Origin of the sequence: Paenarthrobacter ureafaciens, from assembly GCF_004028095.1 — a bacterium.
GTDB lineage: Bacteria > Actinomycetota > Actinomycetes > Actinomycetales > Micrococcaceae > Arthrobacter > Arthrobacter ureafaciens.
Genome location: NZ_SBHM01000003.1, coordinates 57,277 through 69,579, shown reverse-complemented (window position 1 = coordinate 69,579; position 12,303 = coordinate 57,277). Strand labels below are relative to the sequence as shown.

The window sequence follows — 12,303 nt, the reverse complement described above, 5'->3', positions numbered from 1 at the left end:
AACACCATGAAGATCGCAATCGTCGGAGGCGGCCCGGGCGGCCTGTACTTCGCAGCATTGATGAAGCAGCTGGATCCGTCCCACGACATCACCCTCTGGGAACGGAACGCCGCGTCCGACACCTTCGGGTTCGGCGTCGTATTTTCCGATGAAACCCTGGGCGGAATCGGCAACGCAGACCCAGTGGTGGCCGAGTACATGAGCCGCCGGTTCGCCCGCTGGTCCGACATCGACATCCACTTCCGCGGCGAGATGATCACCGTCGGCGGCCAGGGTTTTGCCGCCATGAGCCGCAAGGAACTGTTGGAACTGCTCCAGCGCCGCTGCATCGAACTCGACGTCGACGTCCGCTTCAGCACCATGGCCCCTGCCATCGAGGAACTCGAAGCCAACTACGACCTGGTCCTGGCCGCCGATGGCGTTAACTCCCAGATCCGCGCCAAGTACGCCGACGCGTTCGGCCCGGACCTGGACCCCCGCACCAACAAATACATGTGGCTCGGAACGGACCAAGTGTTTGAAGCCTTCAAGTTCTTCGTGAAGGAGACCGAGTGGGGCGTCATGCAGATCCACGGGTACCCGTACTCCGACGAAGGCTCCACGTTCATTGTCGAGATGCATGAGGACGTCTGGCACGCCGCGGGCTTCGATGAGACCGCCAACGAAGTCTTCCCTCCGGGTGTTTCCGATGAGAAGGCCATCGCCAAGATCCGTGAGATCTTCGCCGAGGAACTCGCCGGCTACGAGGTCCTTTCCAACAACTCCAAGTGGCTGAACTTCAACACCGTCCGCAACCAGAGCTGGCGCAAGGGCAACGTGGTCCTGGTGGGCGACGCCGCCCACACGGCGCACTTCTCCATTGGCTCCGGCACCAAGCTGGCCATGGAGGACTCCCTTGCCCTGGCTGCCTGCCTCCACGAGCACCCCACGGTGGCAGAGGCACTGGAGGCCTACGAAACCGAGCGGCGTCCCGTGGTCGCTTCCACGCAGCGTGCCGCGCAGGCTTCGCTGGAGTGGTTCGAACGCATCGGCCAGTACAAGGACCAGGACCCGACGCAGTTCGCCTTCAACCTGCTCACCCGCAGCCGGCGCATCACCCAGGAAAACCTGCGCCTGCGCGATCCTGAGTTTGCCGACGCCGTGGACCGCAACTTCGCAGAGTCCCAAGGGCTCACCGACGTCGCCCCTGCCATGTTCCAGCCGTTCCGTATTGGCGAACTCGAACTGAAGAACCGCATCGTCGTCTCCCCGATGGACATGTACTCCGCCACGGACGGCATCCCCGGTGACTTCCACAAGGTCCACCTCGGCTCCAAGGCCCTGGGCGGCGCCGGACTGGTCATGACGGAAATGGTGTGCGTCTCCGAAACCGGCCGCATCACCCCGGGCTGCAGCGGCCTCTACACCGACGAACAGAAGGACAGCTGGAAGGAAATCGTCGACTTCGTCCACGCCCGCTCCACCGCCAAAATCGGCGCCCAGCTGGGACACTCCGGCCGCAAGGGCTCCACCAAGCTCATGTGGGAGGGCATCGACCAGCCGCTCGAGTCCGGCAACTGGACCGCCGTCGGGCCTTCCGCCCTGCCGTACGGCCCCGACAACCAGACCCCGGTGGAACTGGACCGTGCCGGGATGGACGCCATCAAGGCCGAGTTCGTCGCTGCCACGCAGCGGGCCGACGAAGCCGGCTTCGACCTCCTGGAGATCCACGCAGCCCACGGCTACCTGCTCTCCTCCTTCCTGTCGCCCGTTTCCAACCAGCGCACCGACGAATACGGCGGCAGCCTGGAAAACCGGCTGCGGTTCCCCCTGGAAGTGTTCGACGCCGTCCGCGCGGCGTGGCCGGCAAGCAAACCTCTGACGGTGCGCATCTCCGCCACGGACTGGATCGACGGCGGCAACACCTCCGACGACTCACTGCAGATCGCGAAGGCTTTCGTAGAGCACGGAGCCGCCGGCCTTGACGTCTCCACCGGCCAGGTGGCCAAGGAAGAAAAGCCCGCGTTCGGACGCAGCTACCAGACCCCGTTCGCCGACCGTATCCGCCAGGAAGTAGCCGCTCCGGCAGGCGTGGCAGTGATCGCCGTCGGCGCCATCTCCAGCTACGACGACGTGAACTCGATCCTCCTCGCAGGCCGCGCCGATCTCATCGCCCTTGGCCGCACGCACCTGTACGATCCCCAATGGACCCTGCACGCAGCAGCCGAGCAGGAATACCAAGGCCCCGGCGCCCAGTGGATTCCGCAATTCCGCGCCGGACGCCGCAAGCCACCGAGCTCACGCACCGATGCCGTACGTCCCCGCCTATCCCTCTTGAAGGAGCCCGATGCCCAAGAAACCACCAGCCACCTCCGCTGGAAGCCCGCTTCCGCTGCAGCATCGGTCCTGGTGAAGTAGCCATGGCCGCCGCACCCGTCAACACCTGGAACGTGCCCAAGCGCACCACAGGCGTAGTGCTCTTCTGCTGCTGGCTGGCGATCCTCGCCGAAGGCTACGACGTCGGCGTGCTGGGAGCTGTCCTCCCGGCACTGGCCGAATACAAGGAATGGAACCTTTCCCCGCTGGCATTGGGCGGCTTGGGTTCCTACGCCCTGATCGGCATGCTGATCGGCGCCTTGTTCATCGGCACGCTGAGCGATCTGGTGGGCCGCAAGAAAATGCTGCTCGCCTCCATGATCATCTTCACCGTCACCCAGGCAGGTGCCGCCTGGGCACCGACTCCGGAACTCTTCGGGTTCTTCCGCCTGGTCGGCGGGCTCGGCATGGGTGGCGTGATTCCCGTTGCCGCGGCCTTGACCATCGAATACTCGGCGCCCAACAAGCGCTCTTACAACTATGGCCTCATGTACTCGGGCTACTCGCTGGGGATCGTGGCCGCTGCGCTTGCCGCGCTCCTGGTCCTCCCCATGGGTGGTTGGCGGATAGTCATCGCGATCGGCGCTGCCCCTGTGGTGCTGCTGCCGGTGATCTGGAAGTTCCTGCCGGAATCGCTGGAGTACTTGGAGTCGAAGGGTCGCGGATCCGAGGCAAAGGCCTTGGCCGCCAAGCTGGGCATCACTGATTACAAGCCGGTCGTCCCGGTGGCACCCACTGCCGCGCAAGCTGCGGATCCGTGGTGGAAGACGATCACCACCATGTTCTCCATGCGGTACCTCCGCTCCACGGTGTTCTTCTGGATTTCGCTGTTCTGTGGCCTGCTTTTGGTCTACGGCCTGAACACCTGGCTTCCGAGCATCATGAAGAAGGCCGGCTATGACCTCGGTTCCTCCCTGACCTTCCTCCTGGTCTTCAGCCTCGCCTCGGCAATCGGCGGCCTGCTCCTGGGCCGGGCTGCGGACAAGTACGGCAAGAAGCTGATCCTGGTGGTCTTCTACATCCTCGGCGGCCTGGGCATCATGCTCCTGGTGTTCCCCAACACCATGGTGGTGAACCTGCTGTTCGTGGCCTTCGCCGGCATAGGCTCCATCTCCACGTCGCTGGTCCTCACCGGTTACATCGCCGACTACTACCCGGCGAAGGTCCGCGGTACGGCCACGGGGTGGGCCCTCAGCTTCGCCCGCCTCGGTGCCATCTCCGGACCATTGATCGGTGGCTGGATTGCCGGGTCGAAACTTCCCTTCGAAGCCAACTTCGCCATCTTCGCAGGTATTGCGGTCCTGGCGGCGGTCGCTGTCGCACTGATTCCCAAGCCGCAGCCGGAGCAGCCCGTGGCCGCAGAGGACCCGGACGGCCGAAATGCCGCAATCGGTGCCCGATAACGCGCGCCTGGTCCGCGAAGACACGTACGTGGACGGGGGACCGGAGGCAAAGGTAGAGCGCATGGTCGAATGGGTGGACACCGATGCCTCCGGCCACCAACACAATTCGGCAATCCTGCGCTGGGTGGAGTCCGCAGAGGCTGAGCTGTTCCGGAATCTTGACCTCCCGGACTACTTTCCCAGCGCACCCCGGGTCCAACAGGTCATCAACTACAAAGCGAAACTGTGGTTCGGGCAGCGCGTGACCGCAACAGTGCGGATCGCGGCCCTGGGCCGGACCTCCATGACCATGGAGTTCGAAGTCCGTGGCCATTCCGCCGGGGCGGCAAGGGACGCGGGGGAGGTTGCCGCCTTCGGCTCCGTCACCACCGCCCACGTCCCGCCCGGCGCCACGTCGGCCCAACCCTGGCCGGAACACTTCGTTGCTGCGGTCAGGGCCGGAGCGTAACAATTCCGGGAAGCAATACCGGCAATAAGCCCGACGTCGGCACCCCACCCCGGGTGCCGACGTCGGGCTTTTCCCCTTTACCCGGCAGGCCCCCGACGCAACAAGTCATGTCCGCTTCATGACGTGTGCGTTAAGTTGCGCTGATCACATGAGTTTGCTTCCGGGGGCCTGGTCCCCACAGTCTTGCATCACCCTATTTTTCAGCGCTTGTCAGCGCGTGCCCAACGAAGGACACCATTTATGACTGACGTTCTCTGGTTTTCTGATCTTGGCTTGTCCGACCTTGACCAGGTTGGCGGCCAAAATGCTTCCCTCGGCGAAATGGTTCGCAACCTCGCCTCGGCGGGAGTAAAAGTTCCGGACGGTTTTGCCACGACGGCGGACGCTTACCGGCGTTTCCTCAGCGAATCCGGCCTGGATGCCAGGATCGAGGCCATCATTGCGGGGCTGGACAGCGGCGACGTGGCCGCTTTGGCCCGCGTTGGCCAGCAGATCCGTGACTTGATCCGTGAAACACCGTTCCCGGCCGGTTTCGAAGAGGAAATCCGCGCCGCATACCACCGCCTGACCGCAGAGCATGGCGACGATGTGTCCTGGGCTGTGCGCTCGTCCGCCACGGCCGAAGACCTTCCCGATGCTTCCTTTGCCGGCCAGCAGGAAACCTTCCTTAATATCCGGGGCATTGAGAACATCCTGGTTGCCATCAAGGATGTTTTCGCTTCGCTGTACAACGACCGCGCGATTGCCTACCGCGTCCACCACGGGTTCACCCACTCGGAAGTGGCGTTGTCGGCCGGCGTGCAGCGCATGGTCCGTTCGGACGTCGGAGCATCCGGCGTGATGTTCACCATGGACACCGAATCCGGGTTCAATGACGCCGTGTTCGTTACCTCGTCGTACGGACTTGGCGAAGCCGTGGTGCAGGGCGCCGTGAACCCGGATGAGTTCTATGTGTACAAGCCTGCCCTTGCTGCGGGCCGGCCGGCCGTGCTGAAGCGCGGCCTGGGTGACAAGGCCATCCAGATGGTCTACACCGAATCCCGCGAGGTTGGCAGGACAGTGGACTTCATCCCCGTCCAGCCGGACCTGCGGAGCAAGTTCAGCCTGAATGACGCCGAAGTTGAGCAGTTGGCCCGGCACGCGATGGCCATCGAGGCGCACTACGGCCGGCCCATGGACATCGAGTGGGGCAAGGACGGCGTGGACGGTGAGCTCTACATCCTGCAGGCCCGCCCGGAAACGGTGGAGTCCCGCAAAGCGGCCGGTTCCGTCTCCCGTTACACCCTCGCCGAGCGTTCCACCGTGCTGGTGGAAGGCCGCGCCATTGGCCAGCGGATCGGTGCCGGGCAGGTGCGCGTCCTGTCCTCCATCGACCAGATGGCTTCCTTCCAGGAGGGCGATGTCCTGGTGGCGAACATGACCGACCCTGACTGGGAACCGATCATGAAGAAAGCCGCCGCGATCGTCACGGACCGTGGCGGGCGCACGTGCCACGCCGCCATCATCGCCCGCGAACTGGGCATCCCCGCCGTCGTTGGAACCGGGTACGCATCCCAGATCCTCAAGGACGGAACGCCGGTGACGGTGTCCTGCGCCGAAGGTGAAGCCGGCCTGGTGTACGAGGGGCTGCTCGAGTACACCCTCCAGGAAACGTCCCTGGAGACCATGCCCGAGGCACCGGTGAAGATCATGATGAACGTCGGCACCCCGGAGCAGGCGTTCAGCTTCGCCAGGCTCCCGCACCATGGAGTGGGCCTGGCCCGGTTGGAATTCATCATCAACCGCCAGATCGGCATCCACCCCAACGCCCTGCTGGCCGTTGCCGGCGACATTCCGCGCCCGGCGTCCCTGGACGATTTCACCGTCAGGCAGATCCGCGAGAAGATCGCGGCCTACGACGGACCGCGGGACTACTACGTGCGTCGCCTTGCCGAAGGCATCTCCACGATTGCCGCCGCGTTCGCGCCGGAAACGGTGATCATCCGGCTCTCGGACTTCAAGTCCAACGAGTACGCCAACCTGATCGGCGGCCCGGCGTTCGAACCCGAGGAAGAGAACCCGATGATCGGGTACCGGGGCGCTTCCCGGTACTTGTCGGAGTCGTTCCGGCAGGCGTTCGAGCTTGAGTGCGAGGCCCTCAAGTACGTGCGGAACCAGATGGGCCTGAGCAACATCAAGCTCATGGTTCCGTTCGTGCGGACCCTGGACGAAGCCCGCGGCGTCATCGACCTGCTGGCGGAGAACGGCCTGCGCCGCGGCGAGAACGGGCTGGAGATCGTGATGATGTGCGAACTTCCCGCCAACGCGCTGCTGGCCGATGAGTTCCTGGAGTACTTCGACGGGTTCTCCATCGGTTCCAACGACCTCACCCAGCTCACCCTGGGCCTGGACCGCGACTCAGCCCTGGTGGCCGATGGCTTCGATGAGCGGAACCCCGCTGTCACCAAGCTTCTGGAAATGGCCATCAGCGCCTGCCGGGCCAAGGGGCGGTACGTGGGCATCTGCGGCCAGGGTCCCAGCGACCACCCGGACTTCGCGGAGTGGCTGCTGGCGCAGGGAATCAGTTCGATCTCCCTGAACCCTGACGCCGTCACGGAAACGTGGCTGCGCTTGGCACGCACGGGTAACCGCGCGGCGCTGTAGATGACGGATACGCATGCCGTGGGGGCGGGCTCCGCGCCCGCTCCCACGGTGTTCTTTCTCTCCGACAGCACCGGCATCACCGCCGAGACCCTCGGTAATACGCTGTTGACGCAGTTCCCGGCGCACCGCTTGGAACGCCGCACCATCCCGTTCATCACCACGGTTGAACAGGCCCGCGCGGTGGTCCACGGCATCAACCGGGTGGCGGCTTCGGGCACCCGGCCGCTGGTTTTCTCGACGACGGTCAATCCGGAGGTGCGTGCTGTCCTCGCCCAGAGCGCAGGCCGCTTCTTCGACCTCTTCGACGCGCACATCGGCCAATTGGAAGACGCGTTGGGCACTGCCGCCAGCGGCGCTCCCGGGCAAGCGCACGGCGTCGGGGACGCTGTTCGCTACCAGTCCCGCATGGCCGCGGTCGAGTACGCGATAGAGCACGACGACGGCCAGTCCCTGCGGGCGCTGGAGCGTGCCGAGCTGATCCTCATAGCGCCTTCGCGCTGCGGCAAGACCCCCACCACCATGTATCTGGCATTGCAGCACGGCATCCTCGCGGCGAACTTCCCCCTGGTGGAGGAAGACTTCGACACGATGTCGTTGCCCAAACCGTTGCTGGCGTTCGCGGACAAGTGCTTTGGCCTCACCTCCCAACCCGTGCGGCTGAGCCAGATCCGCCAGGAGCGCCGCCCCGGCAGCAACTATGCCTCGCTGCAGCAATGCAGTTTTGAACTCCGGAACGCAGAGGACATGTACCGGGCGAACAACATCCCGTACGTGAACTCGGCCACGATGTCGGTGGAGGAAATCTCGGCCACGGTGCTCCAGCGGATGCAGCTTCATCACTGATCTGTCGGGGAGCTTACGTCGGGGAGCTTACACGGCGAGCTGACGTGGGGCGCTGACCGGCCACCAAGGCCGCTCCGCGCCGCGTGGCTCCGTTGCGGTGCCGGCAGGGGACCCCTAGGGTAGTAAGGAAGCTTAGCTTTTTAGCTGGGCTGCCGGCTTTGCCACAAACCCGAGGAGAACCCATCGTGCCAAACGAAGACAACGTCCGGATTCCCGGCGCTCCGTCAAGTGAGCCCGCAAGCGTGGAAGAGCCAACCGGTCCCCGTGAACCTTTGCCGCCCAAGCCCGACCAGCAGGCGCCCGAGGCTGTCTCGCCCACGGGTAGCCCCACAGGTGCGCCGGCAAACGCCCGGGCCCAGTCCGGCCAATACCTGACAACTGCCCAGGGGCTGAGGCTCGCCGACACGGACCACTCACTCAAAGCGGGTTCGCGCGGGCCCACCCTGCTGCAGGACCACCACCTGCGCGAAAAGATCACGCACTTTGACCACGAACGGATCCCGGAGCGCGTAGTCCATGCCCGTGGAGCCGGCGCACACGGCGTCTTCCGTTCCTACGGCACGGCCTCGAAAGTGACCAAGGCCGGCTTCCTGGCGGCCGACGTCGAAACGCCGGTCTTCGTGCGGTTTTCCACCGTACTGGGTTCACGGGGTTCGGCGGATACTGTCCGCGACACCCGCGGATTCTCGACGAAGTTCTATACGGATGAGGGCACATACGACCTCGTAGGCAACAACATCCCCGTCTTCTTCATCCAGGACGGCATCAAGTTCCCGGACATCGTGCACGCTGCCAAGCCCCACCCGGACCGGGAGATCCCGCAGGCCCAGAGTGCCCATGACACCTTCTGGGACTTCGTCTCACTGCACACCGAAGCCCAGGCCCACACCCTGTGGAACATGTCCGACCGCGGCATTCCGCGGTCCTACCGGACCATGGAGGGGTTTGGTGTCCACACCTTCCGGTTGGTGAACGCAGATGGCGAAACCACGCTGGTCAAGTTCCACTGGAAGCCCAAGCAGGGTGTCCATTCACTGGTCTGGGAGGAAGCCCAGATCATCAACGGCATGGACCCCGACTTCCATCGCCGGGACTTGGCCGATGCCATTGAGGCGGGTGCCTATCCCCAGTGGGAATTGGGCATCCAGGCGTTCCCGGACACCGAGGACCAAATGTTCGAGGGCATCGACCTCCTGGACCCCACCAAGTTCATCCCGGAGGAACTCGCCCCGGTCCAGCCGATCGGCCTGATGACCCTGAACGCCAATCCCACCAACTACTTTGCCGAGACGGAGCAGGTCGCCTTCCACCCGGGACACCTGGTGCCCGGAATCGATGTGACCAATGATCCGCTGCTCCAAGTGCGGCTCTTCTCCTACCTGGACACCCAGATCTCCAGGCTGGGCGGGCCGAACTTCGCGCAGCTGCCCATCAACCGGCCGCACGCTCCGGTCAACGACATGCTCCGTGACGGGATGCACCAGACGGCGGTCCACTCCGGCGTGGCTCCCTACCACCCGAACTCACTTGATGGCGGATGCCCGTTCATGGCGGGGCAGGACGTCGGTGCGTTCGTGGAGGTTCCCGAAGAAATCGCTGAGGCCATCAAGGAGCGCCGCAACCCTGCATCCTTCGATGACCACTACAGCCAGGCCCGGTTGTTCTTCCGGAGCATGACACCGGTGGAGCAGGACCACATCATCCAGGCCTACACTTTCGAGCTCGGCAAATGCTATGAAGCTGCTGTCCGGGAGCGGCAGTTGATGGCGTTGGCCAACATCGACGCCGGACTGTGCGAGGCCGTCGCCAAAGGCCTTGGCATGCCGGTTCCCGGCGCCACGGTGGATGTCCCCGACTCCGAGCCCAGCCCGGCGCTGTCCCAGTTGGGCGGCACATGGCCCGTCGCAGGCCGCGTAGTGGGGATTGTGGCCGACGCAGGCAGCGATCTTTCGCTGGTCGCTGCGGCCCGTGAAGCGCTGGAATCAGAGGGCATCGTACCGTTGCTTGTTGCGCCGGTGGGTGGCCACCTCCGAGCGGACGACGGTCCTGCCTTGACGGTCCAGCGGACCTATCTGACGGCGCGGTCCACCGAGTTCGACGCCCTCGTCCTGGTAGGCGGGGCTTCGCCGGCTCCGGACGCCATGCCCGGTCGGGACGCCAAGGCGGGGGAGCCCGGAGCCGCGGTGGACCCCCGCGTCGTGCTTATGGCCTCGGAAGCCTTCCGCCACGGCAAGGCAATCGGTGCGTGGGGTTCAGGAGCCTCCTGCCTCGATGCTGCGGGCATACCCCAGGACGCTCCGGGGATCGTGGCCGGGGATGATCCGGGCGCTGTGATCCCTGCCCTCCAGGAGCTCCTGTCCACGCACAGGGCCTGGGAGCGGTTCCCGGCTGCGGGAACGTCAGCTTAGCGTCGCCTGCTTCCAGGGGACTCACGACGGCGGGTGGTTGCCATATCGGTGACCATCCGCCGTCGGCGTTAGGTGAATCGCGACGTCAAACCCTACTCAGTCCGGAATTCAAGCACTAGGCTCAACGCCATGGAGAACACTGCTTCAGTACAAGACACCAAAGAGCTCAGCGTCCATGACTGCTGGAAGTATCTGCAATCCACATCGGTCTGCAGGATCGGCCTTGTCATCGATGGAAATCCGGAGATCTTTCCCATTAACTTCGTCTCCAATTACGGAACGATCATTTTCCGCATCGGGGAAGGCACCAAGGAGGCCGCTCTACGGGGCGCGTCACGCGTTGCACTTGAGGCAGACGGTTTCAACAGCTACGGAACCATTGCCTGGAGCGTGATCCTCAAGGGCAGTGCCGAGTTCGTCTCGGACCCGAACGAAATCCAGGAAGCCGTGGACTCGGGACTTGCCCCGTGGCAACCGGGCAGCAAGGACATCCTGGTGAGGGTGACGCCGTCGGACATCAGCGGCCGCAGGTTCGTCATCAACCCGCCCAGCCAGTGGCGGCCAAATGTTGATCCGGAGACCTTGCCGGACGAACAGCGGTCCTAGGTTTATGCATCCAGCCCGGTGGCGGGGCATGCGCCGCGCCACCGGCGGCTGCTAGCTAATGAACTTCTCCGCAAACCCCTCCGAGGCCCGGGCCAAGACCGAGACGTCGGCGCCTACCAGCACGAACGAGGCGCCGGCGTCGAGGTAGGACCTTGCTGTTGCTTCGTTGAAGGCGTTCACGCCGGCCGGTTTGCCTGCCGCTTTGGCGGCTTCAAGGCAATGCTCGACGACGGCCCTCACCAGGGGATTTTCCTGCTGTCCCAGCAGGCCCATCGAGGCGGCGAGGTCGGAGGGGCCAAGGAAGATCCCGTCCACACCATCGACGGCGAGGATTTCTTCGACGGCAGATGCTGCCGCCTCGGATTCGATCTGGACCGTAAGGCTGATGCTCGCCGAAGCTGTGGCGAGGTAGTCCGGGATGCGGTTCCAGCGCGCCGATCGGGCCAGGGCGGAGCCGACGCCCCGGACCCCGTGCGGCGGGTAACGGACGGCGGCCACCGCGGCGGCTGCTTCGAAAGCGGAGTTGACCATGGGAATCATGAGGTTCTGAACGCCGAGGTCCAGATATTGCTTGATCACCACGGTGTCGTTGACGGGAGGGCGGACCATGACCTGGATCGGGTAGCCGCTGGTGGCGTGGAGCTGGGCGAGGATTGATTCGAGGCCGTTGGGGCTGTGTTCGGCGTCTATCAGGAGCCAGTCCAGGCCGGAGCCGGCGCAGATTTCGGCCACCAACGGGCTGCCGGAGCATACCCACATTCCCACCAGGGGGCGGTCCGATTCCCGGAGGACTGTGTAGAACCGGGGGTCTAGCTGAAGTGGCATGTCACAACTCCCAAGGGTCCGTAGTCGGCGTGGACGGTATCGCCTTTGTATACCCACAGGGGGCGGGTGAAGGAGCCGGCGAGGATGATGTCGCCGGCTTTCATGGAGTCGCCGTGGGCGGCGATCTTGTTGGCCAGCCAATGGACCCCGTTGGCCGGGTGGTCCAGGACGCCGGCTGCCACTCCGGTTTCTTCCACGGTCTGGTTCTTGTAGAGGATGGCCGAGACCCAGCGCAGGTCGACGGCGTCGGGCTTCACGGGGCGCCCGCCGATCACCATGGCGCCCATGGCAGCGTTGTCCGAGATCGTGTCCACGATGGTCCGGCCCTCCATTTCTATCCTGGAGTCCAGGATCTCCAGGGCAGGAACCACGTAGTCTGTGGCGTTGAGGACATCGAAGATGGTGCAGCCGGGTCCCTTGAGGCCGTCCTTGAGCACGAACGCAAGTTCCACCTCCACCCGCGGGTGGGTGTACCGGTCCCACTCCACGGAGCAGCCGGTTTCGAAGACCATGTCATCGAAGATCGCTCCGTAGTCCGGTTCGGTGATGCCGGTGGCGGCCTGCATGGCCTTGGACGTGAGGCCGATCTTTCGCCCCACCAGCGTGCGGCCGGCTTCTTCGTTACGTTGCCGCCACAGCTTCTGCACGGCGTAGGAATCTTCAACCGTCATCTCCGGATAGCGCGCGGTCAGGCGTGGGACCGGTTTGCGGTTCCTGCCCGCCTCGACGAGCTCGTCGGCAATGGCTTCGATTGTCCGGGCATCCAACATCC

9 protein-coding genes are annotated in these 12,303 nt (G+C 64.5%); 7 read left to right on the top strand and 2 right to left on the bottom strand.

The window, feature by feature from the left end:
- The first annotated feature begins 6 nt into the window (after positions 1 to 6).
- From AUR_RS00640 to AUR_RS00610, 7 genes are all read left to right on the top strand, one after another.
- The gene (locus AUR_RS00640; protein ID WP_062096798.1) at positions 7 to 2,397 is read left to right on the top strand and encodes a bifunctional salicylyl-CoA 5-hydroxylase/oxidoreductase; all 2,391 of its coding nucleotides are present in this window, start codon (positions 7 to 9) and stop codon (positions 2,395 to 2,397) included.
- Positions 2,398 to 2,399: 2 nt separating this feature from the next.
- Positions 2,400 to 3,758: an MFS transporter gene (locus AUR_RS00635; RefSeq protein ID WP_062096799.1), complete on the top strand. Its 1,359-nt coding sequence runs from the start codon at positions 2,400 to 2,402 to the stop codon at positions 3,756 to 3,758.
- Positions 3,748 to 4,206: an acyl-CoA thioesterase gene (locus AUR_RS00630; RefSeq protein ID WP_225740031.1), complete on the top strand. Its 459-nt coding sequence runs from the start codon at positions 3,748 to 3,750 to the stop codon at positions 4,204 to 4,206. Before AUR_RS00635 ends, AUR_RS00630 begins: the two co-directional genes overlap by 11 nt.
- 240 nt (positions 4,207 to 4,446) lie before the next feature.
- On the top strand, positions 4,447 to 6,849 hold the full coding sequence (gene ppsA, locus AUR_RS00625) for a phosphoenolpyruvate synthase (RefSeq protein ID WP_128397017.1): 2,403 nt from the start codon (positions 4,447 to 4,449) through the stop codon (positions 6,847 to 6,849).
- Entirely contained in the window at positions 6,850 to 7,692 is an 843-nt protein-coding gene (locus AUR_RS00620; protein WP_021474581.1) for a pyruvate, water dikinase regulatory protein, read from the top strand. It abuts the gene before it with no gap.
- A 185-nt stretch (positions 7,693 to 7,877) separates the two neighbouring features.
- The gene (locus AUR_RS00615) at positions 7,878 to 10,100 is read left to right on the top strand and encodes a catalase (protein ID WP_062096801.1); all 2,223 of its coding nucleotides are present in this window, start codon (positions 7,878 to 7,880) and stop codon (positions 10,098 to 10,100) included.
- A gap of 129 nt (positions 10,101 to 10,229) precedes the next feature.
- Positions 10,230 to 10,706 carry a pyridoxamine 5'-phosphate oxidase family protein gene (locus AUR_RS00610; RefSeq protein WP_021474579.1) on the top strand — a complete coding sequence of 159 codons (477 nt, stop codon included), beginning with the start codon at positions 10,230 to 10,232 and terminating at the stop codon, positions 10,704 to 10,706.
- Positions 10,707 to 10,757: 51 nt separating this feature from the next.
- Here the strand turns inward: AUR_RS00610 and AUR_RS00605 are convergent, their stop codons facing one another.
- Positions 10,758 to 11,531 carry an HpcH/HpaI aldolase family protein gene (locus AUR_RS00605; RefSeq protein WP_031217292.1) on the bottom strand — a complete coding sequence of 258 codons (774 nt, stop codon included), beginning with the start codon at positions 11,529 to 11,531 and terminating at the stop codon, positions 10,758 to 10,760.
- A complete protein-coding gene (gene hpaH / locus AUR_RS00600) occupies positions 11,516 to 12,301 on the bottom strand; it encodes a 2-oxo-hept-4-ene-1,7-dioate hydratase (RefSeq protein WP_062096802.1) in 786 nt (261 codons plus the stop codon). The genes AUR_RS00605 and hpaH overlap by 16 nt, the downstream gene beginning before the upstream one ends.
- Between the last annotated feature and the right edge of the window lie 2 nt (positions 12,302 to 12,303).

Coding starts and splice junctions, on each gene's coding strand:
- AUR_RS00640 (WP_062096798.1), top strand. CDS start 7: ATGAAGATCGCAATCGTCGGAGGCGGCCCGGGCGGCCTGTACTTCGCA.
- AUR_RS00635 (WP_062096799.1), top strand. CDS start 2,400: ATGGCCGCCGCACCCGTCAACACCTGGAACGTGCCCAAGCGCACCACA.
- ppsA (WP_128397017.1), top strand. CDS start 4,447: ATGACTGACGTTCTCTGGTTTTCTGATCTTGGCTTGTCCGACCTTGAC.
- AUR_RS00620 (WP_021474581.1), top strand. CDS start 6,850: ATGACGGATACGCATGCCGTGGGGGCGGGCTCCGCGCCCGCTCCCACG.
- AUR_RS00610 (WP_021474579.1), top strand. CDS start 10,230: ATGGAGAACACTGCTTCAGTACAAGACACCAAAGAGCTCAGCGTCCAT.
- AUR_RS00605 (WP_031217292.1), bottom strand. CDS start 11,531: ATGCCACTTCAGCTAGACCCCCGGTTCTACACAGTCCTCCGGGAATCG.
- hpaH (WP_062096802.1), bottom strand. CDS start 12,301: ATGTTGGATGCCCGGACAATCGAAGCCATTGCCGACGAGCTCGTCGAG.